The sequence below is a fragment of the Microbacterium sp. LWH10-1.2 genome, assembly GCF_038397765.1.
Taxonomy (GTDB): Bacteria; Actinomycetota; Actinomycetes; order Actinomycetales; family Microbacteriaceae; genus Microbacterium; species Microbacterium natoriense.
The window spans coordinates 1,210,868-1,237,004 of record NZ_CP151638.1 but is presented as its reverse complement, the minus strand read 5'-3'; the positions used below and the strand labels follow the sequence as shown (position 1 = coordinate 1,237,004).

The window sequence follows — 26,137 nt, the reverse complement described above, 5'->3', positions numbered from 1 at the left end:
CATGACCACCGACATGATCGACCCCACGGTCCAGCCGCCCTCCGGCATCGCGGGACCTGAGACCACGCGTGTCGCGACCAAGCGACTGTCCAAATGGACTCTCTACTGGCGCCGCTACGCCCGAAACAGGGGAGCTCTCGCCGGCCTGGTGATCTTCGCCCTGCTGGTGCTGTTCGCGATCTTCGGGCCGCTCATCGCCCGTTACGACGCGGTCGAGCTCGACTTCCTCAACCTCAGCACCGGACCGTCGGCCGAGCATTGGTTCGGCACGAACAACGCCGGCAACGACCTGTTCGCCCAGGTGGCGCTCGGTCTGCAGCGCTCGCTCATGATCGCCGTCAGCGTCTCGGTCGGCGTCACGATCGTCTCGGCGCTCGTCGGCACCGCGGCCGCCTACTTCGGCGGCTGGACCGAGCGCATCGCGCTGCTGGTCATCCACTTCATGATGGTCATCCCCAGCTTCCTCATCCTCGCGATGATCTCCAACAAGTCGGGAGGCGACTGGCGGGTCATCGCGCTCATCATGATCTTCGTGATCGGCTGGTACTTCCCCGCCCGGGTGATCTGGACCATGGCGCTCTCCCTGCGTGAACGCGAGTACGTCAGCGCCGCCCGCTACATGGGCGTCGGCGGCATGAGGATCGTCCTCCGCCACCTGCTGCCGAACATCGGATCCCTCCTGGTGATCAACTTCACCCTCGGTGTGGTCAACGCCGTCGTCACCGAGACGGGTCTGTCCTTCCTCGGCTTCGGCGTCAAGATCCCCGATGTCTCGCTGGGCGCGCTCATCGGCACCGGCTCCAGCAGCCTCACGACCGCGCCCTGGCTGTTCTACTTCCCCGCCGCGGCCCTCACCCTTCTCACCGTGTCGATGGCGCTCGTCGCCGACGGCCTGCGTGATGCCCTCGATCCCACGTCTGCAGCGGGAGGCCGCGCATGAGCACCGTCCTTTCCGTCCGCGACCTCCGGGTCAGCTTCGCCTCTGAGGCCGGCCGCGTCGACGCCGTGCGCGGCGTCTCCTTCGATCTGGAGGCCGGCAAGACCCTCGGGATCGTCGGCGAGTCCGGCTCGGGCAAGTCCGTCACGTCTCTCGCGATCATGGGCCTCCTCGACGAGAACGCGAAGGTCACCGGTTCCATCGTCTACGACGGGCAGGAGCTGATCGGCAAGTCGGACAAGCAGCTGTCCGTGATCCGCGGCAACGGCATGTCCATGGTCTTCCAGGACCCGCTGACATCCCTCACCCCCGTCTTCACGGTCGGCGACCAGCTGATCGAGGCGCTCACGGTGCACCGCAGCCTCTCCAAGAAGGACGCATGGGATCGCGCGGTGGAGCTGCTGACGCTCGTGGGTATCACGTTCCCGGAGCGGCGCATGAAGTCGTTCCCGCACGAGTTCTCCGGTGGCATGCGCCAGCGCGTCGTGATCGCGATCGCGATGGCCAACAACCCCAAGCTCATCATCTGCGACGAGCCGACGACCGCTCTCGACGTGACGATCCAGGCGCAGATCCTCGATCTGATCGAGAAGGCGCAGGACGAGACCGGCGCCGCGGTGATGATGATCACCCACGACATGGGCGTGGTGGCGCGCACCGCCGACGACGTCATGGTGATGTACGCCGGCAAGCCCGTGGAGCACGCACCCGCCCGAGAGCTCTTCCACCGCACGCGGATGCCGTACTCGATCGGACTCCTGGGGGCGATCCCCCGCGTCGACAAGGCCGAGAAGGAGCCGCTGACCCCGATCAAGGGGAACCCGCCGCTGCTGATCAACCTCCCCGATGCGTGCCCGTTCGCCGACCGCTGCCCGATCGCGATGGACGCCTGCCGCACGGGCGAACCGGAACTGCTGCCGGTGTCGACCGGCACGGGCGAGCGTCATCTGGCCGCGTGCATCCGCTCGCAGGAGATCGAGGACGGCGGTCTGCTCGGCGGCCTCCCCGTCTTCCCCGCCAGGGTGATCCCCGAGAGCGACCTGACCCGCACACCGCGCGAGGAGCGCCCCGTGACGCTCGAGGTCAAGAACCTCACCAAGACCTTCCCGCTCCTCAAGGGCGCGTTCCTCAAGCGCAAGGTGGGCGAGGTCCAGGCGATCAAGGGCATCAGCTTCGACGTCCGCGAGGGCGAGACGATGGCGATCGTCGGCGAGTCCGGCTCGGGCAAAACCACCACGCTGCTGCAGATCATGGACATGGTCAAGCAGGAAGACGGTGACATCGTCATCGCGGGCACCAGCGTGAACGAGCTGCACAGCAGAAAGATCGAGCGCGAGCTCCGCCGCGACATCCAGATCGTGTTCCAGGACCCGATGGGCGCACTCGACCCGCGCATGACCGTCGCCGACATCATCGCCGAGCCGATGCGCGCGATCGGCACGCCCAAGGCCGAAGTCCACCGACGCGTGGACGAGCTGATGGACCTGGTCGGCCTCAATCCCGCGCACAGCGACCGGTTCCCGCAGGCGTTCTCCGGCGGGCAGCGCCAGCGCATCGGCATCGCGAGAGCCCTGTCGACGAACCCGAAGATCGTCGTGCTCGACGAGCCGGTGTCGGCGCTGGACGTATCGATCCAGGCCGGCGTCATCAACCTGTTGGACGAGCTCAAGGTCAAGCTGGGTCTGTCGTACCTGTTCGTCGCACACGACCTGTCCGTCGTGCGGCACATCGCCGATCGCGTCGCCGTGATGTACCTCGGCGAGTTCGTGGAGCACGGCGACGTCGACGACGTCTTCGACAACCCGCAGCATCCCTACACCAAGGCTCTCCTGTCGGCGATCCCGGTGCCGGATCCGGACATCGAGCGCACGCGTCAGCGCGTCGTGTTCGACCCTGAGACCATGTCGACGAAGCCTGCGACGGTCTGAGCGGATGCCGCTGCGAGGTCTGGTCACCGTCCGATAACGGTTAGCCGGTATTCACTGTCCGCCGCTGTGCGGTGATCAACAGCGAACTATTCTTCCCTTTATGAAACGCCGAAAGGCGAAAGGAGCACCATGAAGCACAAGAAGTTGTTGGGGGCTGTCGCGATCAGCGGCGTCCTCGCACTCGCCCTCGCGGGTTGCGCGAGCGGATCCGGAAACACCGGTGGCGGGAACGGTTCGGAGAAGCCGGTCGAAACCAAGTCCGCCGACTACAACCCCCAGGCTCGGGCCGACATGAAGGAGGGCGGCGAAGTCCACCTCGGCATCAACGGCATCCCCGAGCAGCTCAACGCCTTCCACGGCGACGGAGTCGCCGACACCTCGACGCTCTGGTACTTCTACATGCCGCAGATCCTGCTGGTGAAGCCGGAGGGCGAGGTCTACAAGAACGACGCCTACCTCGACAAGTACGAGATCGGCGAGAAGGACGGCAACACGACCGTCACCTTCACGTTCACCGACAAGGCGCACTTCAACGACGGCACCGACATGGACTGGACTGCCATCGACGCGACCTGGAAGGCGAACCGCTCGTCCGACGAGGGCTACAGCCCCAACGCGACCGACGGCTACAAGCAGGTCAAGTCGGTCGAGCAGGGCGACACCGCGAAGACCGCGGTGGTCACGTTCGACGGCATCTACGCCTGGCCGTCCATGGTGTTCCTCACCGGCGGCGTCCTGAACCCGAAGCACGCCGACGTCGACACGTTCAACAACGCGTACATCGGCAACCCGCACTCCGAGTGGGGTGCAGGCCCGTACATCGTCGACGAGTTCGACGCCAACAAGGGCTTCATCTCGTTCAAGCCGAACCCCGAGTGGTGGGGCAACGCTCCTCTGCTCGACAAGGTGACCTTCCAGCAGCTCGAGCCCGACGCCGCGATCAACGCCTTCAAGAACGGCGAGATCGACATGGTCGGCGCGAACTCCAAGGACCGCCTCGAGCAGGTCAAGTCGGTCAAGGACACGGTCGTGCGCCGCGCCCAGCAGACCGCGAAGACGATCCTGATGCTCGACGGCGACAAGCCGCAGTTCGAGGACGTCAACGTCCGCAAGGCGTTCTTCCTGGGCATCAACATCGACCAGCAGAAGCAGATCGCCTGGAACGGCCTCGGCTACGAAGAGCCCGCCGCCGGTTCGCTGAACATGTACGCGTTCCAGGAAGGCTACGTCGACGCGTTCGCCGAGGCCGGCCTGAAGCACGACGTCAAGGCAGCCAAGAAGCTCCTCGACGACGCCGGCTGGAAGGAAGGCTCTGACGGCATCCGCGAGAAGGATGGCGTCAAGCTGAGCGTGGTCTACCCGGTGTTCGGCTCCGACCCGACGCAGGAGGCTCTCGCCAAGTCGCTGCAGGCGCAGGAGAAGGAGATCGGCATCGACGTCAAGGTCGATGTGCGTGCCTCGGCCGACTTCGCCAAGGACCTCCCGACCAAGAACTGGGACATCGCCGGCCTGCGCTTCAGCGACTCCGACCCGTTCGGACCGGCCTGGATGTGCCAGCTCTACTGCTCGGAGAGCGAGCTGAACCTGTCGGGCACCGGCAACGCGGACATCGACAAGCAGATCGCCGACGACGTCGAGTCGCAGAAGGACGCGAAGAGCTGGACCGCCGCGGCGGAGAAGCTCGAGCCGAAGATCATCGACGAGACGTGGGGCGTCATCCCGCTCTACAACGGCCCGTCGATCTACGTGGTCAAGAACGGCCTGGCGAACCTCACGCCTTGGCCGTACGTCGGCCTGGACCTCTTCGGCGTCACGCCGATCGAGGACTTCGGATGGCAGAAGTAACTCTCTGATCTGAGAGAAGGGAGCGGGGCCGGTGGACATCCACCGGCCCCGCTTTCGCGTTGTCGGAGGGCCTATCTAAGCTGAAGTCCGTGAGCGTCCAGATCGTCTTCGTGCACGGCATCCGCACTTCTGCGACGATGTGGCGGTCTCAGCTCGCCTATCTCGACGAGCGCGGCATGACCGCCACCGCCGTCGACCTCCCTGGACACGGCACGCGTCTGCACGAGGACTTCACCCTGCACGAGGCGCTGCACACGATCGACGCCGCCGTGCGGGCGGCGGCGGAGAAGGGACCTGTACTGCTCGTCGGGCATTCGATGGGCGGCCTGCTGTCGCTCGCGTACACGGGAGGCGCGCAGACACCGCCGGTCACGGGTCTCATCGCGGCCTCCTGCACCTCGCTCCCCCACGGCGCGGGTCTGGCGGCCTACCGTCTCATCGCCGGAGCGGTGAACTCGCTCCCCGACCGGGGCCTGTGGCTCACCGAGAAGATCCTCGACGCGACGATCCCCCTGGAGACCCGGTCGGACTTCGCCGCGGGCGGGTACGCTCTCGACACTCAGGACGCCGCCCTGCGCAGTCTCACGACGCTGGACATCGCCTCCGCCGTCGAGAGGATTCGCGTCCCGTTGTGGTTCATCAACGGCCAGTACGACCAGCTGCGGGTCAACGAGGGGCTGTTCCAGCGGCTCGCCCCGCACGCCGAGCTCATCGTGGTCCCGCGGACGACCCACCTGGTCACCGCGATGCGCCCACGGGTGTTCAACGCGGCGCTGCAGCTCGCGATCGCGACGATCGAGGCTCAGGCCTGACGCACACGCTGCCGCGCGAAGGCGGTGAGGATCCCCCCGACCACGGACAGCACAGCTGCCATCACGAACACGAGCCAGAAGCCTCCGACGAGCGCGACGAGACCGGCTCCGAGCACGGGGCCGATGAGCTGTCCGAGCGCGGCGGTGACGTTCACGATGCCCAGGTCCCGCGCATGGTCCTTCTCGTCGGGCAGCAGGTCGGCGGCGAACGCCAGGCCGACCGTCGAGAAGGCTCCGTAGCCGAGCCCCATGAGCGCGGCGGCGACCATCGTCGCCTCGAAAGTCGGGACGAGAGCGATGAGCACTCCGGACGACGCCTGCACGAGGGTCGAGGCCACGGTGAGAGTGCGGCGGTTCCCGGTGCGGTCGGAGATCACGCCCGTGAGCACGGAGGCGATCACCACGAACACGGTGTAGACGACGATCAGCAGCAGGAGGTTGTCCTGCGCCTCGGCGTTCGGCTGGCCGAGCCCGTGCAGCAGGAAGAAGAGGAACAGGGCCGTGCCGAGGGCGTTGCCGACGTTGGCGACCAGGCGCCCCGACAGCATCCAGGCGAAATCCCGATCTCGCAGCGACGCCAGCAGCCGCCCTTCGCCACGCGTCGGCAGAAGGGCCTCGGACGCGGGCGGGTCGGGAAGCAGCACTGCCGCGGCGGTCCCCACGACGGCGATGATGCCGGCGAGCAGCAGATACCCGGAGAGGATGCCGAGCCCGAGCAGCACGACGAGTCCGACGCCGAGCACGATGCCGACGGCCTGGCTCGAGCCCACCGCCGCCGATGCGGCGCCACGCTGCGTGGGCGGCAGCTGATCGGCGATCAGCGCGGTGAACGCCGCGGACGATACGGCGACGCCGATGGACACACCCACCCAGGCCGCTCCGACCGCCCACGGCCCCTCGGTGAAGCCGGTGAGGACCAGGCAGAGGACCGTGAGCCAGACGCCGCCGAGCGCCCACGGGCGGCGACGACGGCGACCTGCACCCGCACGATCCGAGAGGGCGCCCGCCACGGGGCCGGCGACGATACCCGCCAGGCCTCCGATGCCGAGCACGAGCCCGGACGAGACGACTCCCCTGATCCAGTCGTCTTCCGGGGTGTCCAACTGCAACGGGAGCAGCAGCTGGACAGGGGTGAGCTGCACGGTCCAGATCGCCAGCCAAGCGAGCGTGAACAGCGACATCCATCGGGCGCCGACCTTCGTCGAAGAGCTCACCGTCCCTCCTCCGTCCCGCGGCGGACGGCCGCGATCAGCTCGCGATACCAGTCGTACGACGCCTTGGGGGTGCGCTCCCCCGTCTCGAAGTCGACGTGCACGAGACCGAACCTCTGGGTGTAGCCGTCGGCCCATTCCCAGTTGTCGAGCAGCGACCACACGGTGTACTCCTCGACCGGGACCCCGGCGGAGATCGCCTCGGCGACCGCGCCCAGATGGCCCTTCAGGTACGAGATGCGGTCATCGTCGTCGACGCGTCCCGCCCGCTCCGGCTCGGGGAACGACGCGCCGTTCTCGCCGATGATGACCGGCGGCAGCTGCGGATGCCGTCTCTTGAGATCGATCAGGAGATCGCGGAGCGCGCTCGGCATGATCGGCCACTCCGGTCCGAAGCCGGTCACCGGCACTCCGGGTGTCGGCACGATGTCGAAGGGGATCGGGCTGTCGGCATCCACTGTCGTCACCGTGGTCGGGTTGTAGAAGTTGATGCCGTAGAAGTCGATGGAGCCGTGGATGCTCTCGAGGTCGCCGTCCTGCACAGGCATGCTCGGCAGACCGAGCGCCTCCAGATCGGGGTAGACGCCGTCGAGCAGCGGCTCGCTGAAGACCCGGTTGTGGACGAGGTCGTACGTGAGCGCGGCCGCCGCGTCCTCCTCCGAGTCGCGCAGCGGCAGGACCCAGGTGTGGTTGTTGACGAGTCCGACGCTCGCGGCCCCGCTCGCGCGGAGCACGGCGGCTGCTCCGGCATGCCCGAGAAGCTGGTGGTGGACGGTGGGGAGCGCCCCGAACAGCAGCTGCTTCCCCGGGGCGAGAGCGCCGGTGGCATACCCCTGCAGCGTCATCATGGCCGGTTCGTTGAGGGTGTACCAGTGCCTCACCCGATCCCCGAGGCGATCGACGACGAGTGCTGCGTACTCGGCGAAGCGCGATGCGGTGTCGCGGTTCAACCAGCCTCCGTCAGCCTCGACGGCGCTCGGCATCTCCCAGTGGAAGAGCGTCGGGAACGGCGTGACCCCGGCATCGAGAAGGAGGTCGACGAATCGCGAGTAGTGGTCGAGCGCCGCGCTGTTCCCGGGCCCCGAGCCGTCCGGCTGGATGCGCGCCCACTGGATGGAGAACCGGTAACGGTCGAGCCCGAGGCCGGCGGCCAGAGCCACGTCCTGCTCAGGATGACGGTAGCTGTCGCACGCGGGTTCAGCGGTGCTGCCGTCGATGATCGCCCCTGGACGCTCCAGGAAGTCATCCCAGATCGATCTCCCCCTGCCGTCGGCTGTTCGCGATCCTTCGATCTGGAACGCGGAGGTGGCTGCGGAGAACCGGAGGCCCGGCGGGAGGGCGAGTGTCATGAAGGGTCCTTGACGTCAGTGTCGGGATAGTGATGATTCTGCACCCAGTACCGCCCCGTGCGCGACTGAGTTCCGCAACTCGACACCCGTTTAGGGAGATGGTGTCGGATGCTGGTAGACTCGACTCTTGGCTTGCGTGTGGGTTCTTCCCTCACGACCGTCGCGCAGGAGCCCTCTTCTCCGGCCGGCATTTCCGAAACAACTCCTGTACAGAAAGCGTCCACACGTGGCAAACATCAAGTCGCAGATCAAGCGCAACAAGACCAACGAGAAGGCTCACGAGCGCAACAAGGCCGTGAAGAGCGAGCTGAAGACGCACGTCCGCGCCACCCGCGCCGCCGTCGCCAGCGGCGACAAGGCTGCTGCCGAGGCCGCGCTGAAGACCGCTTCCCGCAAGCTCGACAAGGCCGTCAGCAAGGGTGTCATCCACCAGAACCAGGCTGCGAACCGCAAGTCGGCCATCGCCAAGCAGGTTGCCGCTCTCTGAGCCCCGCTTCTGAAGAAGGCCCGTCTCTTTCGAGACGGGCCTTCTTCGTGCGAGGGGAGGTGCTTCGTGTGACGGGGATGTCACGGAGCGGTGGCGATCGGCTCCCCCGGCTCTCCGACCGGCGCGGCCGGAACGTCCTGTGCGAGGGCGTCTTCGAGATCGAGTCCGCCCAACGGCTCCTGCTGCCACCGGATGAGCCTCCACCCTGCATCGGGATCGCCGTCCAGCATGCACATGCCCGTGTTGTAGAGGCGCCAGTGCACGGCGTCCTCGAGATCGACACCGCCCACCCGCGCAGCCGCCCAGACGCGGATCGCCGCACCGTGACTGACCACGACCGCTGCACCGTCGACGTTCTCCCGTGCCACTCGCGCGATGGCCGCGTCGTAACGGTCGAAGAACTGCGTACCGCTCTCTCCGCCCTCGATCGCGAACTCCGGGTCCCCGGTCAGCCAGCGCCGCGCCGCGCCGACGTAGGCCTGCACGGCCTCCCGATCGCTGCGCATCTCCCACCGGCCCGCGCTGATCTCCTCGAGCCCCTCGACCACCTCTGGGGTGAGCCCGCGGGCAGCCGCGAGCGGTGCAGCCGTGAGCCCGGTGCGGGTCAGCGGAGAGATGTAGACGGCATCGATCGCCTCGTCTGCGAGAGCCGCCGGGATCGCCGCAGCCTGCAGCGCTCCCAGAGACGTGAGACCGGGCCCGGGGCGGCCGGTGTCGAGAGCGCCGATGACGTTGCTCGGCGTCTGTCCATGGCGGATGAGGATGAGTCTCATGCGTCTTCTCCGAACGGCTGGCGGGTCGCGATGACGGTGACCATGCGTTCCAGCGCGAAGATCGGGTCGCGCGCGGCGCCCTTCACCTCGGCATCCGCTCGCGCGGTCGCCTGGATGGCCATGCCGAGCGACCGCTCGTTCCACCCCGCGAGATCGCGACGCGCCCTGTCGACCTGCCAGTCCTTCATGCCGAGCCGCTGGGCGAGCTGACGGCTGGGCTCGCGGTTGCCTGCCACACGAGCCATGGTGCGCAGCTTCATCGCGAAGGCGGCGACCATCGGAACAGGGTCGGCGCCGGAGGCCAGGGCATGACGCAGCGAGACCAGCGCCTCTCCGTATCGTCCGGAGATGGCGGTGTCGGCGACCACGAAGGCCGAGACCTCCACGCGCCCGCCGTAGTACTTGGTGACGACGTCTTCGGTGACGTCGCCCTCGACGTCACCGATCAGCTGCTGGCACGCCGCCGCGAGCTCGGTCAGATCGTCGGAGAAGGCGGAGACCAGCGCACGCAGCGCCGGCGGGGCGATGCGCTTCTTCGCGGCTTTGAACTCCCCCGCCGCGAAGTCGGCTCTGTCGCCGTCGCGCTTGATCGCGGGGCAGGCGATCTCGATGCCGTCGCCCGTGCCGGCGCGGAGGGCGTCGAGGAGCTTCTTGCCCCGCACGCTCGCGCCGGTGTGTCGGAGGATGACCGTGGCGCCCTCCTGCGGGTGGTCGAGATACGACACGGCCTCCTGCAGGAACGCATCCGAGCACTTCTCCACCCCTGACACCCGCACCAGCCGAGGCTCGCCGAACAGCGAGGGCGAGGTGAGGGAGAGCAGCGTGCCGGGGGCATAGTCGTCGGCACGGACATCGCTGACCTCGAGCGCGGGATCTTCCGCCCGCAGGTAGTCGCGCACACCGGCGATCGCGCGCTCGGCGCAGACCTCCTCCGGACCGAAGACCAGCACGACCGGGGCCGGTTGCGGCTCGCGCCACGGCACCTGACGGATCTTGGTGGGCTTGGCGCCCCCACGGGCCGGAGTACGCGAAGCTGCCATGTTTCCAGCCTACCCGGGGCCGCCGACGCTCCTCTCGGTCCAGACCTCGACGGCGCCGTCCTTCATGCCGATCAGGATGCGGCCCCGCTGATCGGTGCGCAGGACGTGCGCCCCGACGGCCTGCAGGATCGCGAGGATCTCCGCTCTCGGGTGCCCGTAGTCGTTCCCCTCCCCGACGCTGATCACGGCGACGGCGGGCCTCAGCGCCTCGTACAGCCCGGCGTCCTGATCGGCGCTTCCGTGATGCGCGACCTTCACGACGGTCATGTCCGAGCCGAGATGCGCCGTGCGCTGCAGCATCCGCTGCGACTCCGCCGAGAGATCGCCGAGGAACAGCGATCGCGGCACTCCACCGCCTCCGAACTCGACGACGACGCTGGAGTCGTTGCCGGCGGGGAAGGCCGACGAAGCCCGCTGCGGCCAGAGCACGCGCCACGATGCGTCGCCGAGCATTCCCTCGAGGCCGGACGCCGCGTCGACGAGATGGGCGCCTCCTGCGGCCAGGCGCTGGAGCAGGCGCACGTCGTCAGGCGCATCGGACGGTCCGTGCAGTACCCGGTCCACCCGGCCCTGCACGACATCGACGCCTCCGACATGGTCGAGATCGAAGTGCGTGAGCACGAGCAGGTCGACGCGCTCGACGCCGAGAGAGCGCAGGCAATCCCCGAGCAGGTCGGGATCGGGGCCCGTGTCGATCAGCGCCGTCCTACCCGCCGATCGGACGACGAGAGCATCGCCCTGTCCGATGTCGCACGCGGCGATCGCCCACCCGTCGGGGCTCGTCGCCGTCGCGAGCGGTCCGCGGAGCAGAACCTGTGCTCCGCCCAGCGCGACGGCGACGACGATCACGACGGCCGCCGTGGCTCGTGCCCAGCGCACCGGCCGTATGAGCGCAACCCTCTCCTTCGGCCGGACCAGCAGCAGGGCCGCTGCCGCGCTGAGGACGGCGACGAGCAGGGCGCTGCCGATGCCGGGCACGAGCGGCACCTGGGCGAGAGGCAGTTCGGCGCTCACTTCGGCTGTGGCGGCGATCCACGCGGCGGGAAGCCAGGCCGACGCCGCGAGCACGTCGGCCAGGAACGGCAGCGGCGCGGCGAGACAGGCGAGCAGCCCGACCACGGTGGCGATGGGAGCCGCGGGTTCGGCGATCATGTTCGCCACGACGCCGACGAGCGACTGCTGCTCTGCGAACAGGGCGATGATCGGGGCGCAGACGAGCTGCGCCGAGAGCGGCACGCCGATGGCCAGAGCGAGGGGCTGCGGCATCCATCGCGCCATTCCTCTCGCGAGCGGGGGCGCGAGCAGGATGAGAGCGCCGGAGGCCGCCACCGACAGCGCGAACCCCGGTGTCGCCGCGAGCCAGGGATCGACGATCAGGATCGCGCTCGCGCAGAGAGCGAGGAGCCCCGCCCCCGCGCTTGGCCGCCCCAGCAGCACCGACAGCATGGCCGCGCCCGCCATGACGGCCGCTCTGACAACGCTCGGCTCGGGTGTGACGAGCACGACGAAACCGGCCAGCGCGATCGCCGCGAGGACCACGCGCAGCCTCCGCCCTCCCCCGCACAGCGCCACCAGCCAGAACGCGGCACCGACCACGATCGCGCAGTTGGCTCCCGACACCGCGGTGAGGTGGCTCAGCCCGCTGATCCGCATGTCGTCGTTCAGCTCGGCGCCGACCGCCCTCGTGTCCCCCACGGCCAGGCCGGGCAGCAGCCCTGCTCCGGGCTCCGGCAGCCGCGTCGACCTCGCGATGAACTCGTGCCTGGCGCCCGCAGCGACCGCGAAGATCCCCACGGCCGGACGTTCGATCGCGGCGGAGCTCGAGAACACCACGAGCGCTCCGCGCTCCCCCGGGTCGGTCGATGCGGCCTCTCCCCGTATGCGGACGGCGGCGCCGAGGTCATATCCCTCCCCGGGATCGAGACCGAGCCGCACCGGCGTTGACGCAGGCCGCACGTCGCCCGGTGACCCGATGCCCGTGAGCTAGGCCTCCACCCACAGCCGCCCGTCGCGACCCACCGACGCGGAGGACGTGATCTCGCAGGTCACCTCGATGAACCTGCCGTCCCATGCGCCGGCGGCGTCCCTGGCCGGAAAAGCGACGCACACCGCCAGCGACGCGGCCGCCGCTGCGGAGAGGACGACGGCCGACAGACCCGATCCGCTCGCCGAGGAGCGCACCGATCCGAACACCACCGCGATGACAGCCGCGAGCACACCTCCTCCGGCGACCCAGGGTGCGGCCTCCGGCGCGAACACTCCGAGGAGTGCCGCTCCCCACGTCGCACCCGCCACCGGCAGCAGCCGCAGGTCGCGCCTCACACTCGGACTCCCTCGCGGATGCCGGCGAGCAGCTTCTCTCCGATCCCCGGTACCGCCAGCAGGTCGTCGACCGAGCCGAATCGCCCGTTCTCCTCCCTCCAGGAGATGATGCGCTCGGCCAGCGCAGGGCCGATCCGCGGCAGCGTCTCCAGCGCGGTCTGGTCGGCCGTGTTCAGATCGATGCGGTCATCGGTCGGCGCCGCAGGGGCACCAGCCTCGACGCCCGCTCCGATCGAGGGCACCACGATCTGCTCCCCGTCTGCGAGCACCCTGGCGAGGTTGACGGCGGCGAGGTCGGCCTGGTCGGTCGTTCCCCCGGCGGCCGCCACGGCATCGACCACCCGCGAATCCAGATCCAGCACGTACAGTCCAGGGCTCTGCACCGCCCCCAGCACGTGCACGTAGAGGTCGCCGGACGGCGCGGCGGATGCATCGGCGACCGGAACGAACTCCGTCGGCGCGGCCTGACCCCGCATGATCCCGAGGCCCACCGCGGCCGACAGCACGACGAGACCGAGCACGACGGCGGCGCCGATGCTCAGTCGGAGCGTGCGTGGTGCGGAGGACGACGTCGGTTGCGGCATCCGACCACGCTAGGGGCGTGGACGGATGCTCAGGAGCCGTGAGACCGGGGCCGGTGGACAAGCCGCCGACCCCGGCGGACTGTGGACGAGCTCTCAGCCCTTGACGACGATGCTGACGATCTTCGGGGCTCGCACGACGACCTTCACGATCTCCCTGTCGCCGATCGATCGGATCACGCGCTCGTCGGCGCGGGCCAGGGCCTCGAGCTCGGCCTCGCCGATACGGGCGGGCACCTCGAGCTGGGCGCGCACCTTGCCGCCCACCTGGACCACGGCCGTGACCGTGTCCTCGACGAGCAGCGCCGAGTCCGCCGAGCGCCAGGTCACCAGACCGACGGAGGGCTCATGACCGAGGATCTCCCACATCTCCTCCGCGGTGTGCGGGGCGATGAGGTCGAGCATCACGGCGATGGTCTCGGCGGCCTCGCGCACGGCGGGGTCGGCGGCGCCCGCGGCGCCGTCGATCGTCTTGCGGGTGACGTTCACCAGCTCCATCAGCCGGGCGACCAGCACGTTGAACTTCGTCTGCTCGACGAGGGCCGGCGCCTCGGACAGCAGCTTGTGCGTGGCACGGCGCAGCGCGGCGTCCCCGCCGTCGAACACGACGTCCACGGGGCTCGAGACCTCGCCGGCGATGCGCATGGCGCGCGCCAGGAACTTCTGCGCGCCCGTCGTCGAGACGTCCGCCCAGTCCTTGTCGTCCTCCACGGGGCCGGCGAAGGCCAGGCCGACGCGCAGCGCGTCGGCGCCGTGCGCGTCGAGCTCCTCCTGGAAGAGGACCAGGTTGCCCTTGCTCTTCGACATCTTGGTGCCGTTGAGGATGACCATGCCCTGGTTGATCAGGTTCGAGAACGGCTCGGTGAAGTCGATGAGCCCCATGTCGAAGAGGACCTTCGTGATGAACCGCGCGTACAGCAGGTGCAGGATGGCGTGCTCGACACCGCCGATGTAGGAGTCCACCGGCGCCCAGCGGGATGCCTGCTTGGGGTCGAACGCCACGGTGTCGCTGTTCGGAGACAGGAAGCGCAGGAAGTACCACGAGCTGTCGACGAAGGTGTCCATCGTGTCGGGATCGCGCAGCACGGGGTCGCCGGACTCCGGGTCGACCGTGCGCACCCACCCCTCGGCGGCGCCCAGCGGCGACGCGCCCTTCGGCGACAGGTCGAGACCCTCGACGCTGGGCAGCTTCACGGGGAGCTGGTCCTCGGGGACCGGGATGATGCGGCCGTCGTCGGCGTGCAGCATCGGGATCGGCGTGCCCCAGAAGCGCTGGCGGGAGATCAGCCAGTCGCGCAGACGGTAGTTCTTCGCGGCGCGGCCGGTTCCTGATGCCTCGAGCTGCTCGATCGCGCGGGCGATCGCGTTGCGCTTGGACAGTCCGTTCAGCTCGCCGGAGTTGATCATGCGGCCCTCGCCGGTCAGCGCCGTGCCGGTGACGGACGGGTGCTGGTCGTCGAGCGAGGGCATCGTGTCGATCGGCACGCCGTCCTCATCGACCTCGATGACGGGCATCGCGCCGGTGATGGGAGCGGTGGTGTCGACGACGACCTTGATCGGCAGGCCGAACTCGCGGGCGAAGTCGAGGTCACGCTGGTCGTGCGCAGGCACGGCCATGACGGCGCCGTGGCCGTAGTCGGCCAGCACGTAGTCGGCGGCCCAGATCGGCAGCTTCTCGCCGTTGACCGGGTTGATCGCGTAGCGCTCCAGGAACACGCCGGTCTTCGGGCGGTCGGTCGCCTGACGATCGATGTCGGTGGTCTTCTGCACCTCGGTCAGGTAGCCCTGGAAGCGCTCGCGCACCTCGTCGGGCGCCTCGGCGGCCAGCTCGGCGGCCAGGTCGCCGTCGGGGGCGACGACGAAGAACGTCGCGCCGTGCAGCGTGTCGGGGCGCGTGGAGAACACCGTGACCGGCTCGTCACGACCCTCGATGCGGAAGTCGACGTCGGCGCCGACGGAGCGGCCGATCCAGTTGCGCTGCATCTGCAGCACCTTCGACGGCCAGAAGCCCTCCAGCTGGTTCAGGTCGTCTAGCAGGCGGTCGGCGTAGTCGGTGATGCGGAAGTACCACTGCGTGAGCTTCTTCTTGACGACCTCGGCGCCGCAGCGCTCGCAGCGTCCGTCGACGACCTGCTCGTTCGCGAGCACCGTCTGGTCGTTGGGGCACCAGTTCACCGGGCTCTTCTTGCGGTACGCCAGACCCCGCTCGTACAGCTTCAGGAACAGCCACTGGTTCCAGCGGTAGTACTCGGGGTCGGAGGTGTGCAGCACACGGCTCCAGTCGAACGAGACGCCGTAGGCCTGGAAGCCCGTCTTCTGCTGGGCGATGTTCTGGTAGGTCCACTCCTTGGGGTCAGCGCCCCTGCGGATGGCCGCGTTCTCGGCGGGCAGGCCGAAGGAGTCCCACCCGATCGGGTTCAGGACGTTGTGTCCGCGGTGACGCCAGAAACGCGCCACGATGTCGGAGTACAGGTAATTCTCCGCGTGCCCCATGTGCAGGTCGCCGGAGGGGTAGGGGAACATCGCCAGCACGTACCGACGGGGACGCGTGTCGTCGTCGCCGCCGGTGAGGAACGTCTCGTTGTCGGCCCAGTACTTCTGCCACTTGGCCTGGATGGCGTGCGCCGAGGAGACCTCGTCGTCGGCGGGAACGGTGGAGAAGTTCTCAGTCAAAACGAACGCACAACCAATCTGAACAAAAAGCGGGATCAGTTCAGGATATCGGAACCCCAGAGCGCGGGCGTTTCCGCGCCGAGGGCCGCCAGCGGGGCTCGCGCCTTGGTCGCCACCTCCGCCACCTCGGATGCCGCGACGGAGCGCCAGGTGATCCCGCCGCCCGCGCCGACCACCGCCTGCTCGTCATCGATCAGGATGCTGCGGATGACCATCGCGAGGTCGACGTCGCCGTTCACGCCGACGTAGCCGAAGCACCCCGCGTAGACGCCGCGGGGTCCGCCTTCGAGGTCGTGCAGCCGGGTCATGGCGGAGAGCTTGGGCGCACCGGTCATGCTGCCGGCGGGGAACGTCGCGGCCAGCAGGTCGCCGACCGTGGTGCCCGCGGCCGCGGTTCCGCTCACCGTGCTGACGAGCTGGTGCACCGCCGGATAGCTCTCCACGACCCACAGCCCGTCGACGCGGATCGACCCCGGCTCGCACACGCGCGAGAGATCGTTGCGCATGAGGTCGACGATCATGACGTTCTCGGCGCGCTCCTTGGGGTCTGCCTGCAGCTCCGCGGCGAGCGCGGCATCCGTCTCCGGATCGGCGCTGCGCGGGCGGGTGCCCTTGATCGGCCTGGTGCGGATGACTCCGCCGCTCGCGTGGAGGAACTGCTCGGGACTGGCGCTCAGCAGGGCACGCCCGCCGATCCGCAGGAACCCGCCGTGGTGGGCGGGCGTCGCGGCACGCAGCCGCAGGTAGGAGCCGACCTCGTCCTGCGGTCCCCTGACGGTGAAGCGCGTGGTGAGGCACAGCTGATACGCGATGCCGGCTCTGATGAGCTCTCGGCACTGCTCGATGAGGTCCGCGTACTCGCCAGGGGTGTGCCGGGCCTCGGCCATGCGCGGCGCCACCGAGACAGGGGGAACGGGCGGCGACGTCCTGCGCTCCGACACGAACGCCGACCACTCGTCGAGGTTCTCATCGTCGGCGAGCGCCCAGACCCGCCCCGTGGCGTGCTCGAAGGCTGCGGCCCTGGTCACCCGCAGCCACGCGTCGCCCTCGGCGTCCGCCGTCGGGGCCCCCGCCGTGCGCGCACCGGACTCGTAGTCGCACCATCCGACCCACCCGCCCTGGAAGGGGATGCCGGAGGCCGCAGCACCGTCCACCCGCACGGCGTCGGGCAGTGATGAGACCCCACCCGTTCCGACGAAGCTCCAGCCCTCCTGCGCCGCAGCGCCGGCGTCGAGCCAGAAGACATCTGGGCACACGGCTTCGAGCGCGAGGAAGAGGGCCGCCGGATCCGCGTCGCCGGGCAGCGCTCGGGCGGTCAGTCGTTCGGGCACCTTTCCAGCCTAGATCCCGGTGCCTCCCGTACTCTCATGACATGGATGGGTTCCTGCTCTGGCTTCTCGACACCGTGCAGTCGATCGATCCGGTCGCACGCACCCTGATCGCGGGGCTGGCGGTCATGCTCGAGACGAGCATCCTCATCGGGCTCATCTTCCCCGGAGACACCGTGGTGATCATCGCGTCGATGGGCGTCTCCAGCCCTACCGAAGCCGTCGCCATGGTGATCGCCGTCGTGGTGGGCGCGCTGATCGGCGAGAGCATCGGCTTCGTGCTGGGCCGCTGGCTCGGTCCGCACATCCGCACGTCCTGGGTCGGCAGGAAGGTCGGCGAGCACAACTGGGTCAGGGCGGAGACCTATCTCGCCCGCCGTGGAGGCATCGCGATCTTCCTCTCCCGCTTCCTTCCCGTGCTGCACTCGCTGGTGCCGCTCACCGTGGGGATGAGCGGCTACTCCTATCGGCGCTTCCTCGCGTGGACCGCGCCGGCCTGCCTGCTGTGGGCGACGGCCTATGTGAGCGTGACCTCCCTCGCCGCGGGGAGCTTCCGCGAGATGGTCGACCGCGTGCACTTCGCGGGGTACATCTTCGTCGGCGTCATCGCGCTGTTCCTCGCACTCATCGTCGTGGGCAAGAAGGTGCTGACCCGTCTCGAGGCGCGTCACCTCGACACCACGGAAGCGGACGCGGGCGCCGACGTGAAAGACTGAGGCAATGGCCTCTGCACCCCCGGCCCCCAGGATCCACTGGTTCGCCCGTCTCGAGCACCGCTTCCACGTGTGGCGAGAGGGCCGAGCGCGCCGTCGGGGACGCACCGCCACGATCGTCCCGTTCCCCGGCTACGGGGGTCCCGGCTGGGTTCGTGTGGTCGGGCGGGTGCTCATCGTCCCGCCGCAGCGCCGCACACGAGACGGCGAACCGGCGAGCGTCCGCGGCTGGCGCAGCTTCGTCAGCATCCCCGTGAGCTTCGCGAAGGTCACGGTGCGGATCGGAGACGCGACCCATGACGTGGTGGCCGACCGCGGCGGCGTGATCGACGCCGTCATCGACGCCGACCTCCCCGCCGGCTGGCAGACGTTCACCGTCTCCGTCGAGGGGCAGTCTCCTGTCGACGCCACCGCGTTCATCGTCGGGGAGGAGACCCGCTTCGGCGTCGTGTCCGACGTGGACGACACCGTCATGGTCACCGCGCTCCCCCGCCCGTTCATCGCCGCGTGGAACTCCTTCGTCGTCGACGAGCACGCCCGCCTCCCCGTACCGGGCATGGCGGTGCTGCTCGACCAGCTGCTGCGCCAGCATCCCGGCGCCCCCATGGTCTACCTCTCCACCGGTGCCTGGAACGTCGCTCCGACGCTCACCCGCTTTCTCGGGCGTCATCTGTTCCCGACGGGCTCGATGCTGCTCACCGACTGGGGTCCGACGCACGACCGGTGGTTCCGCAGCGGGCGCGAGCACAAGCTCACCAATCTGCGCCGTCTGGCCGCCGAGTTCCCCCATGTGCAGTGGCTGCTCATCGGCGACGACGGGCAGCATGACGAGTCCATCTACTCCGAGTTCATGGACGAGCACCCCGACTCCGTCGCCGGCGTCGCGATCCGTCGACTCCTCCCCGCCGAGGCGGTCCTCGCCGGAGGACGCACCGGCAAGGAGGAGCACTCCGAGCACGTCGCACCCTGGGTGAGCGCTGAGGACGGCGCCGGTCTGCGCGATCTGCTCGGCGAAGCCGGCATCCTGCACTGACATGTCCCTCACCCGGTCCGAGTGGACGGAGCGCGAACAGGCGCACCAGCGGAGAGCGGACGCCCTCACCGCGGCGCACCGCGATCGCGCGTCTCGTCGCGAGAAGCACCCGGTGTGGGACTTCCTCTTCACGTACTATGCCTACAAGCCCGCGCAGCTGCGTCGCTGGCACCCCGGGGCCGGCGTCGTCATCGACGACGCCCCCGAGCGCACCGGCTGGCGGTGGTATACCCCCGCGGGAACGGGTCTGACGCCGGACGCGTCCGCCTTCGCGGCCGACAAGCCGGAGCTCGCGGCCCTCATCGAGCGGATGCTGCGTCGCACTGCATCACGCCCCGGCCAGTTCGGCTGCTTCGGGCTGCACGAGTGGGCGATGGTCTACCGACAGAACGAGCACCGGCACCCCGTGCCGCTGCGACTCGGACAGGCGGGAACGGATGCCGTCGTCGAGAACCACGATCTGCGCTGCACGCACTTCGACGCGTTCCGGTTCTTCACCCCCGAGGCCGTACCGCGGAACCGCAGATCGCTCACCCGCGAGGATCAGCCGCTCTTCGAGCAGCCGGGGTGCCTGCACGCCGGGATGGACCTGTACAAGTGGGCCATGAAGCTCGGGCCTCTCATCCCCGGAGAGCTGCTGCTCGACGCGTTCGAGCTCGCCCGCGACATCCGGCTCCTCGACATGGAGGCCGCCCCGTACGATCTGTCGGCGTGGGATGTCGTGCCCGTGCCCGTCGAGACCGCCGAGGGCAAGGCCGAGTACGTGCGACGCCAGCGCGGATTCGCCGAGCGCGGCGCTGCGCTGCGCTCGGCCCTTCTCGACGCCTGGCTCAGCTCACCGGTTCGCACGTAGGGCACAGCGTCCAGTCGGCCGACGTCGCCGACAGTCGCAGGCGCAGGGCCAGCACGCGCGTCGCGGCGTCGGCGAGGCGCTCTGCGGAGAGCGCGCCGCTCTCGACGGCGGCGACGATGCCCGCGACCATCTGCCCCGCGGTCTCGGGTGTGGAGCCCGCGACCATCAGCACGAGGTCGTTGCCCGCCGCGAGGGCCGCCACAGCGTTGGCGACGGGATCACGGTACTCGGGGATGCCGGAGGACTGCAGCATCCCGAGATCGTCGGTCACGATCACCCCGCGGAAACCCAGCTCGTCACGGGCGATCTCATGCCAGCGCGCCGAGAGGGAAGCCGGCGCGGCGTCGACTGCGGTGTAGGCCAGGTGCCCGAACATGAGCAGGGACGCCCCCGCGTTGACGCCGGCGATGAAGGGCAGGGCGTCGGATGCGCGCCACTGCTCGAGGCTCTCGTCGGTCGTGGGGATGGCGTGATGCGAGTCACCGGGAGCCGCCCCATGCCCCGGGAAGTGCTTCAGGGTCGACGCGACGAACGACTCCTGGGCGGTCGTCGCCGCGGCGACCCTCTCCGCGGCGCCCTGGGGATCCGTGCCGAGCGCGCGCCCGTAGATGAACGACGAGGGGTCGGCGGTCACGTCGGCGATCGTGCCGAAGTCCACGTCGATGCCCGACTGGGCGACGAGAGCGCCTCGGGCGGAGAACGCGGCGGAGGTCGCCTCCACGGGGAGGCCCTTCAGCGTCCGGGACGACGCGTAGCCGTCGGCCGGCAGACGGGAGACCAGACCTCCCTCCTGGTCCACGGCGATGAGCGGCGGCCGCGACGGATCGACGACGAGAGCAGCCGTCAGCGTCTCCAGCTCGGCGGAGGTCGCGGGGATGTTCGCACCCATCAGGATGAACCCGCCGAGGCCCTGCGACATGTAGGCGGTCAGCGCGGCGGCATCCGTCGAGGGGATGTGCCCCATGACGACGCTCGCCGCCTGCTCGGCGGTGGTCATGCCCGCGACCGTCCGAGCGGCATCCGCGTCGGGACCATCCTCTGACGGCACAGACACAGCGGAGGGCGGAGCCGTCGTCGCGGGTAGAGGCGAAGAGGCGGCGGCACCGAGCACCGGAGTGCACAGCCCCGTGAGCACGATCGCCGCCGCGACCGAGAGCCACCGGGCGCGCCGCACGCGCATCAGCTCGACAGCGCCTCGACGATCGGCGCCGAGGCCTCGGGGGTGCCGTTGCCGAAGCGGATCGTGCGGCCGATCGTCGACATGTCGGAGAGGGCCTCGGCGATCACCGTGGCGACGTCGGCCCGAGACACCGCCCCTCGGCCATCAGGATCGATCCGGATCCGCCCTGTGGGTTCGTCGAACGTCAGCGTGCCAGGGGCGAGGATCGTGCCCTCCAGCTCGGTGCCGCGGAGGTGCTCGTCTGCCGCCCACTTCGCGTCGGCGTAGGGGAAGAAGTCCGCTCCCTCGGGGACGCCGTGATCGGCGGTCGACCCGAGCCAGGACACCATCACGTATCGGCGCACCCCGGCGATGGCCGCCGCATCCATCGTGCGGATCGCCGCGTCGCGGTCGACGGCGTAGGTGCGCTGCGGATCGCCTCCGCCGGCGCCGGCCGACCAGACGACGGCGTCGTGCCCGCGGATGAGCTCTGTCAGGGCTGCCGTGTCGAGGGTCTCGACGTCGGCGACGAGGGCGTGCGCTCCCCCGGCCTCGACCTCTGCGACATGGTCGGGATTCCGGATGACGGAGGTCACCTCGTCGCCGCGGGCGACGAGGAGTGGTGCGAGCAGGAGCGCGATACGGCCGTGGCCGCCGAAGACGATGACGCGAGGCATGCTCTCACCCTACGCTCGTGTTCCGACGTCAGCGCTGCCCTCTCGCGCTGTCGATCACGAACGCCTGAGGATGGCCGGGCAGGTATCGCACAGTGACCGGTTCCCCGGAGGGGAGGTAGACGTCGCGGTCGGGGTACACGGCGGGCGTGAAGAAGTTGCTCTCCAGCGTGTACTCGACCCCATTGGATGCCGTGAAGGTCACCCAGTCGCCGTCTCTCGTCGCCTGCGCGGTCTCGCCGTGCTCGTAGATGTAGGCCCGGGTCACCGGCACTCCGGTGAGGCTCAGGATGCCGATCACGAGGTTCGCGAGCATCAGGAAGGCGAGGATGCGGAACGCGATCCTCGTGACGCGACCCCAGGTGCGACCACGGGGAGGGCGCTGATCCTGCAGCAGCCCTTCGCGCTCCCTGACCCGGCGCAGCGCGCTCACCGGGCTCGCACCGCTCACCGACATGGCGAAGAGGCCGAGGATCGAGAACCCCGCGATGAACACCATCGCGTAGCCGTGGGATGCCGGGAAGTTCACCAGCCAGATCAGCGTGTCCAGCACGTTCATCGCCCCGCCTCCTTCTCGACGGTGACCGCCACGGTCTGCGGATCCTCCCGGCGGTAGAACGCCCACAGGGGCGCGCCGACCTGGAAGTGCGACAGCGCCTCGGGGTAGACGAACGCGGTGGTGTCGGCCTCCCAGGTCGCCGCGCCCTCCGGAGCCATCAGCACCGTGAGCGCGAGCTCGCTCTGCCCTTCGAGGCGTCGGCCGGTGGGCCGCATCGCCAGGACGGATGCCGGGACCTGCGTGCCAGTCGTCCGCGCCCGCACAAGACGCGGGTCGAGGAGCCCGCGCTCGATACGCCACGTCAGCATCGCCTCGCGCACGACGGGATCGGTCATGTCCGCCAGTTCGACGGTGTCCTGGTCGGTGAGGCTGTAGCGGACCGGGATAGGCTGGCCCACCTGCAGGCTCCCGGCGTCGGTCGCGTCGACGAGCATCCGCAGCTGGCTGACGAACTCCCCACCGGAGCCCGGCGCCACGCGGATGAAGATGTCGTACTGCGGCACGTCGTTCACCGTGAGACCGGTGCGGGTCACCTCGACGATGCGGCCGACGCCGATCTGCGAGTGGCCGCGCACCCGCTTGCGGCGCCCGAGACCCGACATCGTTCCCCCGAACGTGAGGATCAGGCCCCAGGCGACCCCGATGAGGATCGGCCCTCCCAGCGTGTCCTCTCCCGAGAAGGGCAGGATCGACTCGCGCTGGTTCACCCCGAACAGCCCTTCACCCGTCCACACGACGAGCCAGGCCGACAGCAGCAGCCAGATGATCAGGAACGCGATGCGCAGCATCGCCCCAGAATATCGGCGCGAGCCCACAAGTACAGGGACGCGTGGGTCAGCGCACGGTGGTGCTCTCGGCCGGCTTCGCCATGAGCACTCGCTGGACGCCCTTCGCGGCGGAACGCCCTGCGCGATTCGCGCCTATGGTGCTCGCAGAGGGGCCGTAGCCGACGAGCTGCACGCGGGGGTCCGCCACGGACGTCGTGCCGCGACCGCCGCGGTCCAGTTGGATGCCGCCCGCCGCAGAGCGCAGGTGCAGTGGTGCGAGGTGGCCGATCGCAGGCCGGAATCCCGTCGCCCAGAGGATGACGTCGACGCGCTCGAAGGATCCGTCTGCCCAGCGAACGCCGTCCGGCTCGATGCGCTCGAACATCGGGCGTCGAGCCGCATAGGCGCCGAGCCTCTCGGCCTCACGCTCCTGGGGTCGCAGCATGAGGCCGGTGACGCTCACGACGCTCTCGGGCGGGAGTCCGCGGGCCACACGCTGCTCCACCAGGGCGACAGCGGCGGCGCCGGCCTCCGGCGTGAAGTCGTCGGTGCGCCAGACGGGCTCACGACGGGTCGCCCACAGGGTGTCGGTGAGCGGGGCGAGCGCGCCGAGGAACTGCACCGCCGACGCTCCCCCGCCGACGACCAGCACGCGCCTGCCGACAAAATGCGCGGGACCGGGGTAGTCGACGGTGTGCAGCTGCTCACCGAGGAAGGTCTCCATGCCCGGGTAGTGGGGCAGGAACGGGTGGTTCCACGTGCCGGTCGCGTTCACCAGCGTGCGGGTCCGCCACTCGCGATCACCAGCTCTGACCAGGAGGACGCCGCCCTCATCGTGCACGCGGTCCACTCGGACCGGTCGCACGACGGGCAGTGCGTGCGCCCGCTCGTACGCCGCGAAGTACGCGGGCACCGCCTGGTTTGCTCGCTGATCGTCGCGCGGCGGCGGCGTGTCTCCGGGGAGCTCGGCCACCCCGTGCACATCGCGCATCGTCAGGGCGTCCCAGCGGTGCCTCCACGCTCCGCCCGGCTCATCGTCGGCGTCGAGCACGACGTGACGGATGCCGAGGCGCGTCAGATGGTATGACGTCGACAGGCCGGCCTGGCCGGCGCCGATCACGAGACTGTCGAGGATGCTCACGCCGGGGTCAACATCCACAGCATCCGCGTTGTTCCTAGAGGTCGATCTCGTAGTGGGTGTAGCCGGTGTGCGTCGCGACGCTGTCGTAGAGGCGTCGAGCGGTGGTGTTACCCTCCTGCGTGAGCCAGTACACCTTGGACGAGCCGTGCGCCCGCGCCCAGTCCTGCACGTGCGAGATGAGAGCGCGCCCCGTTCCGCCGCCGCGGACGTCGGGAGCCACGAAGAGGTCTTCGAGGTAGTAGTAGCCCGCGGGGCTCCACGTCGCCGCGTGGGTGAGCCAGTGCACCAGGCCGATCGCGCGACCCTCGTCGTCGCGTGCGAGCGCCCCGTGCAGCTCCTGATCCTCGGTGATCCGACGGAACGTGGTGCGCGAGATATCCCCCGCCACATCGGACTCGTAGAACGTCAGGTATCCATTCCACAGCGCGAACCACTCGTCGAAGTCGGCCGGGGTGATCGCGTGGATGCTCGTCATGCGCCCAGCCTAGAACGACGCGCCCGGGATCGAGCGCCGGATTGGTGCTGATGCCGACACCTGTAGTACGCTTTTCGAGTTGCCCCGGAAGGTTCGGGGAAGCAGATGGGCCTGTGGCGCAGCTGGTAGCGCACCTGCATGGCATGCAGGGGGTCAGGGGTTCGAGTCCCCTCAGGTCCACCGAGAAAGCCCCTGGTTCGCCAGGGGCTTTTCCCGTTTGTAATGGGACCTTTCGCCCCCGCTTACTCCCCACAATCAACACTTTCCGACCAGATCCAGTGGCAAACAACGGGGAGTATCCGGACGCACTCGAGTCCGGATCTGCACACTTTTGCGTCCGCGCCGCGCATGTGGTGATGATGAGCGACACGCACATCGACACCGAAGAGCACCTGTCCCGCCGAATTCTGCGGTGCAGACAGCGCGAGGCGCCGGTCATTCATGGGAAGCAGTCGGCCAGTCGCCTGGCACGTCCCGACAAGCCGCTCAGCAACGATTCACAACGCCACGGACTGAAACAGCCGTGCCCACCCCAGGATGCTGTCCCCGCTCACCGCGTTCAACGAAACGGAGACACTCGCCCTCTAGATCCTCACTAGCTATCGGAATGCCGCGAAGTTGGCTTCCCATGGGTGAAAGAAACAGGCTTGTTGGCTGAGCTCGCGTAGGCAAGCTCGTTTCGCGTCGAATCGCCGATGTACCCGTCCGGATTCACAATGACAACACGATCGGCGAGGTCGATCTTTCTCAAGTGAAGGACGTCAAGAATCTTCTTCTGAGCAGGAGGAATTGGCCCATCTGCATCGGCAGGTGCGAGAACGATCACCCCCGCTAGCGTCAGCTCACGGGCAACAGTTCGAATCTCCTCCGCGAACCGCATGGAACCGCAAACGCATACAATCTCCGGAATCTCGAAAGTCATGCGCTCCTTACTTCTGCCTCGGATCAGCGCCGGCGAAGGAACGAGATGCCGAGCGCGTTGCGGAACACGTCGCCCCGCCTGGCGGCGAGAGTGCCCATAATCGTGACGACGAGGTGTAGCACGCAGAGCAGAACGAAGCCGACGATCGGCCAGCCGCCGGGAAGGAAGCCGTTCTTCGCCTCGGGAAACAACGAGAACAAGCCGACCATGTACGCCGCGGACGCCACAAAGAAGACAAGGATCGTCAAGCCCCAGTTCGCCGCATACCGCGCGTTTTCCGTCGCCACCGCCACGCCCTTGCGGCGGGTCGAGGGGTACGCGCAGATCATCGCGATCGCCGCGATGAGCATGCTCACGATGGGAATCGGGATGTACGCAAGGAACCCCAGCCCCCAAGACGACCCGCCGGTCGATGGGACGGGAGGCGAAGGAGTGTACCCCGGCGGGACAGCACCAAGGTGACCTGGCGCGGGCGGCGCGTACGCCGGAGGCGGAGGGGAGGTCGGGATCCCTTGGGCTGGGGTGCCGCTCGATTCGTGCGAACTCGACATGGCC

Annotated in this window: 25 protein-coding genes and 1 tRNA gene; 9 read left to right on the top strand and 17 right to left on the bottom strand. The window is 68.9% G+C overall.

The genetic code is table 11. The annotated features are described in order from the left end of the window. The first annotated feature begins 1 nt into the window (after position 1). The 4 genes from MRBLWH10_RS05855 to MRBLWH10_RS05840 all read left to right on the top strand — a co-directional run bounded on the left by MRBLWH10_RS05855 (position 2) and on the right by MRBLWH10_RS05840 (position 5,522). Positions 2-940 (top strand): ABC transporter permease, encoded by a 939-nt coding sequence (locus MRBLWH10_RS05855; RefSeq protein WP_341941977.1) that lies wholly within the window; start codon positions 2-4, stop codon positions 938-940. Next, positions 937-2,865, top strand: a complete 1,929-nt coding sequence (locus tag MRBLWH10_RS05850; protein ID WP_223586310.1) for an ABC transporter ATP-binding protein — start codon at positions 937-939, stop codon at positions 2,863-2,865. The genes MRBLWH10_RS05855 and MRBLWH10_RS05850 overlap by 4 nt, the downstream gene beginning before the upstream one ends. Positions 2,866-2,994: 129 nt before the next feature. Next, positions 2,995-4,710 carry an ABC transporter family substrate-binding protein gene (locus MRBLWH10_RS05845; RefSeq protein WP_105674536.1) on the top strand — a complete coding sequence of 572 codons (1,716 nt, stop codon included), beginning with the start codon at positions 2,995-2,997 and terminating at the stop codon, positions 4,708-4,710. Between the two features lie 89 nt (positions 4,711-4,799). Then, positions 4,800-5,522: an alpha/beta hydrolase gene (locus tag MRBLWH10_RS05840; RefSeq protein WP_341941976.1), complete on the top strand. Its 723-nt coding sequence runs from the start codon at positions 4,800-4,802 to the stop codon at positions 5,520-5,522. On the opposite strand, the gene MRBLWH10_RS05835 is transcribed toward MRBLWH10_RS05840, so the two are convergent. Then, positions 5,513-6,736 carry an MFS transporter gene (locus MRBLWH10_RS05835; protein WP_223586308.1) on the bottom strand — a complete coding sequence of 408 codons (1,224 nt, stop codon included), beginning with the start codon at positions 6,734-6,736 and terminating at the stop codon, positions 5,513-5,515. The two genes, MRBLWH10_RS05840 and MRBLWH10_RS05835, sit on opposite strands and share 10 nt — an antisense overlap. Beyond that, positions 6,733-8,082, bottom strand: a complete 1,350-nt coding sequence (locus MRBLWH10_RS05830; RefSeq protein WP_341941975.1) for a GH1 family beta-glucosidase — start codon at positions 8,080-8,082, stop codon at positions 6,733-6,735. Before MRBLWH10_RS05830 ends, MRBLWH10_RS05835 begins: the two co-directional genes overlap by 4 nt. A 226-nt stretch (positions 8,083-8,308) precedes the next feature. On the opposite strand from MRBLWH10_RS05830, the gene rpsT reads away from it, so the two are divergent. Beyond that, the gene (rpsT, locus tag MRBLWH10_RS05825) at positions 8,309-8,569 is read left to right on the top strand and encodes a 30S ribosomal protein S20 (protein WP_105674528.1); all 261 of its coding nucleotides are present in this window, start codon (positions 8,309-8,311) and stop codon (positions 8,567-8,569) included. Positions 8,570-8,649: 80 nt separating this feature from the next. Here the strand turns inward: rpsT and MRBLWH10_RS05820 are convergent, their stop codons facing one another. From MRBLWH10_RS05820 to MRBLWH10_RS05790, 7 genes are all read right to left on the bottom strand, one after another. Beyond that, positions 8,650-9,342: a histidine phosphatase family protein gene (locus MRBLWH10_RS05820; RefSeq protein WP_341941974.1), complete on the bottom strand. Its 693-nt coding sequence runs from the start codon at positions 9,340-9,342 to the stop codon at positions 8,650-8,652. Further along, positions 9,339-10,382 carry a DNA polymerase III subunit delta gene (holA, locus tag MRBLWH10_RS05815; protein WP_223586305.1) on the bottom strand — a complete coding sequence of 348 codons (1,044 nt, stop codon included), beginning with the start codon at positions 10,380-10,382 and terminating at the stop codon, positions 9,339-9,341. The genes MRBLWH10_RS05820 and holA overlap by 4 nt, the downstream gene beginning before the upstream one ends. A gap of 9 nt (positions 10,383-10,391) precedes the next feature. Then, positions 10,392-12,215, bottom strand: a complete 1,824-nt coding sequence (locus MRBLWH10_RS05810; protein WP_341941973.1) for a ComEC/Rec2 family competence protein — start codon at positions 12,213-12,215, stop codon at positions 10,392-10,394. Between the two features lie 150 nt (positions 12,216-12,365). Further along, positions 12,366-12,704 carry a hypothetical protein gene (locus tag MRBLWH10_RS05805; protein WP_341941972.1) on the bottom strand — a complete coding sequence of 113 codons (339 nt, stop codon included), beginning with the start codon at positions 12,702-12,704 and terminating at the stop codon, positions 12,366-12,368. Then, positions 12,701-13,288: a ComEA family DNA-binding protein gene (locus tag MRBLWH10_RS05800; RefSeq protein WP_341941971.1), complete on the bottom strand. Its 588-nt coding sequence runs from the start codon at positions 13,286-13,288 to the stop codon at positions 12,701-12,703. The genes MRBLWH10_RS05805 and MRBLWH10_RS05800 overlap by 4 nt, the downstream gene beginning before the upstream one ends. 93 nt (positions 13,289-13,381) lie before the next feature. Continuing rightward, a complete protein-coding gene (gene leuS / locus MRBLWH10_RS05795; RefSeq protein ID WP_341941969.1) occupies positions 13,382-15,958 on the bottom strand; it encodes a leucine--tRNA ligase in 2,577 nt (858 codons plus the stop codon). A 35-nt stretch (positions 15,959-15,993) separates the two neighbouring features. Then, positions 15,994-17,289, bottom strand: coding sequence for an anthranilate synthase component I family protein (locus tag MRBLWH10_RS05790; protein WP_341941968.1), 1,296 nt, complete (start codon positions 17,287-17,289; stop codon positions 15,994-15,996). A 41-nt stretch (positions 17,290-17,330) separates the two neighbouring features. Between MRBLWH10_RS05790 and MRBLWH10_RS05785 the strand changes: the two genes are divergently transcribed. From MRBLWH10_RS05785 to MRBLWH10_RS05775, 3 genes are read left to right on the top strand one after another with little or no spacing between them, the layout of a single operon-like run. Continuing rightward, entirely contained in the window at positions 17,331-18,002 is a 672-nt protein-coding gene (locus MRBLWH10_RS05785; protein ID WP_341941967.1) for a DedA family protein, read from the top strand. Positions 18,003-18,006: 4 nt separating this feature from the next. Continuing rightward, positions 18,007-19,032, top strand: a complete 1,026-nt coding sequence (locus MRBLWH10_RS05780) for a phosphatase domain-containing protein (protein WP_341941966.1) — start codon at positions 18,007-18,009, stop codon at positions 19,030-19,032. A 1-nt stretch (position 19,033) separates the two neighbouring features. Next, entirely contained in the window at positions 19,034-19,885 is an 852-nt protein-coding gene (locus MRBLWH10_RS05775) for a 3-methyladenine DNA glycosylase (protein ID WP_341941965.1), read from the top strand. Here the strand turns inward: MRBLWH10_RS05775 and MRBLWH10_RS05770 are convergent. The 6 genes from MRBLWH10_RS05770 to MRBLWH10_RS05745 form a co-directional block, all read right to left on the bottom strand. Then, positions 19,863-20,882 (bottom strand): glycoside hydrolase family 3 N-terminal domain-containing protein, encoded by a 1,020-nt coding sequence (locus MRBLWH10_RS05770; RefSeq protein ID WP_341941964.1) that lies wholly within the window; start codon positions 20,880-20,882, stop codon positions 19,863-19,865. The genes MRBLWH10_RS05775 and MRBLWH10_RS05770 overlap by 23 nt on opposite strands. 182 nt (positions 20,883-21,064) lie before the next feature. Further along, positions 21,065-21,721: an SDR family oxidoreductase gene (locus MRBLWH10_RS05765; RefSeq protein WP_341941963.1), complete on the bottom strand. Its 657-nt coding sequence runs from the start codon at positions 21,719-21,721 to the stop codon at positions 21,065-21,067. 28 nt (positions 21,722-21,749) lie between these two features. After that, positions 21,750-22,277 (bottom strand): hypothetical protein, encoded by a 528-nt coding sequence (locus tag MRBLWH10_RS05760; protein ID WP_341941962.1) that lies wholly within the window; start codon positions 22,275-22,277, stop codon positions 21,750-21,752. After that, a complete protein-coding gene (locus MRBLWH10_RS05755; RefSeq protein ID WP_341941961.1) occupies positions 22,274-23,065 on the bottom strand; it encodes a hypothetical protein in 792 nt (263 codons plus the stop codon). Before MRBLWH10_RS05755 ends, MRBLWH10_RS05760 begins: the two co-directional genes overlap by 4 nt. A 46-nt stretch (positions 23,066-23,111) precedes the next feature. After that, positions 23,112-24,185, bottom strand: coding sequence for an FAD-dependent oxidoreductase (locus tag MRBLWH10_RS05750; RefSeq protein WP_341942568.1), 1,074 nt, complete (start codon positions 24,183-24,185; stop codon positions 23,112-23,114). A 34-nt stretch (positions 24,186-24,219) separates the two neighbouring features. Next, on the bottom strand, positions 24,220-24,660 hold the full coding sequence (locus MRBLWH10_RS05745) for a GNAT family N-acetyltransferase (protein ID WP_341941960.1): 441 nt from the start codon (positions 24,658-24,660) through the stop codon (positions 24,220-24,222). Between the two features lie 107 nt (positions 24,661-24,767). On the opposite strand from MRBLWH10_RS05745, the gene MRBLWH10_RS05740 reads away from it, so the two are divergent. After that, positions 24,768-24,840, top strand: a tRNA-Ala gene (locus MRBLWH10_RS05740). A 415-nt stretch (positions 24,841-25,255) separates the two neighbouring features. Here the strand turns inward: MRBLWH10_RS05740 and MRBLWH10_RS05735 are convergent. After that, positions 25,256-25,582 carry a hypothetical protein gene (locus MRBLWH10_RS05735; protein WP_341941959.1) on the bottom strand — a complete coding sequence of 109 codons (327 nt, stop codon included), beginning with the start codon at positions 25,580-25,582 and terminating at the stop codon, positions 25,256-25,258. 23 nt (positions 25,583-25,605) lie between these two features. Further along, positions 25,606-26,133, bottom strand: coding sequence for a DUF4870 domain-containing protein (locus tag MRBLWH10_RS05730; RefSeq protein WP_341941958.1), 528 nt, complete (start codon positions 26,131-26,133; stop codon positions 25,606-25,608). Between the last annotated feature and the right edge of the window lie 4 nt (positions 26,134-26,137).

What these genes read in the sequence shown, in the direction of transcription:
- MRBLWH10_RS05850 (WP_223586310.1), top strand. Translation starts at nt 937, where the DNA reads ATGAGCACCGTCCTTTCCGTCCGCGACCTCCGGGTCAGCTTCGCCTCT.
- MRBLWH10_RS05730 (WP_341941958.1), bottom strand. Translation starts at nt 26,133, where the DNA reads ATGTCGAGTTCGCACGAATCGAGCGGCACCCCAGCCCAAGGGATCCCG.
- MRBLWH10_RS05765 (WP_341941963.1), bottom strand. Translation starts at nt 21,721, where the DNA reads ATGCCTCGCGTCATCGTCTTCGGCGGCCACGGCCGTATCGCGCTCCTG.
- MRBLWH10_RS05820 (WP_341941974.1), bottom strand. Translation starts at nt 9,342, where the DNA reads ATGAGACTCATCCTCATCCGCCATGGACAGACGCCGAGCAACGTCATC.
- MRBLWH10_RS05830 (WP_341941975.1), bottom strand. Translation starts at nt 8,082, where the DNA reads ATGACACTCGCCCTCCCGCCGGGCCTCCGGTTCTCCGCAGCCACCTCC.
- MRBLWH10_RS05755 (WP_341941961.1), bottom strand. Translation starts at nt 23,065, where the DNA reads ATGCTGCGCATCGCGTTCCTGATCATCTGGCTGCTGCTGTCGGCCTGG.
- MRBLWH10_RS05855 (WP_341941977.1), top strand. Translation starts at nt 2, where the DNA reads ATGACCACCGACATGATCGACCCCACGGTCCAGCCGCCCTCCGGCATC.
- MRBLWH10_RS05845 (WP_105674536.1), top strand. Translation starts at nt 2,995, where the DNA reads ATGAAGCACAAGAAGTTGTTGGGGGCTGTCGCGATCAGCGGCGTCCTC.
- MRBLWH10_RS05735 (WP_341941959.1), bottom strand. Translation starts at nt 25,582, where the DNA reads ATGACTTTCGAGATTCCGGAGATTGTATGCGTTTGCGGTTCCATGCGG.
- holA (WP_223586305.1), bottom strand. Translation starts at nt 10,382, where the DNA reads ATGGCAGCTTCGCGTACTCCGGCCCGTGGGGGCGCCAAGCCCACCAAG.
- MRBLWH10_RS05785 (WP_341941967.1), top strand. Translation starts at nt 17,331, where the DNA reads ATGGATGGGTTCCTGCTCTGGCTTCTCGACACCGTGCAGTCGATCGAT.
- MRBLWH10_RS05770 (WP_341941964.1), bottom strand. Translation starts at nt 20,882, where the DNA reads ATGACCACCGCCGAGCAGGCGGCGAGCGTCGTCATGGGGCACATCCCC.
- MRBLWH10_RS05775 (WP_341941965.1), top strand. Translation starts at nt 19,034, where the DNA reads ATGTCCCTCACCCGGTCCGAGTGGACGGAGCGCGAACAGGCGCACCAG.
- MRBLWH10_RS05760 (WP_341941962.1), bottom strand. Translation starts at nt 22,277, where the DNA reads ATGAACGTGCTGGACACGCTGATCTGGCTGGTGAACTTCCCGGCATCC.
- MRBLWH10_RS05800 (WP_341941971.1), bottom strand. Translation starts at nt 13,288, where the DNA reads ATGCCGCAACCGACGTCGTCCTCCGCACCACGCACGCTCCGACTGAGC.
- MRBLWH10_RS05780 (WP_341941966.1), top strand. Translation starts at nt 18,007, where the DNA reads ATGGCCTCTGCACCCCCGGCCCCCAGGATCCACTGGTTCGCCCGTCTC.
- MRBLWH10_RS05745 (WP_341941960.1), bottom strand. Translation starts at nt 24,660, where the DNA reads ATGACGAGCATCCACGCGATCACCCCGGCCGACTTCGACGAGTGGTTC.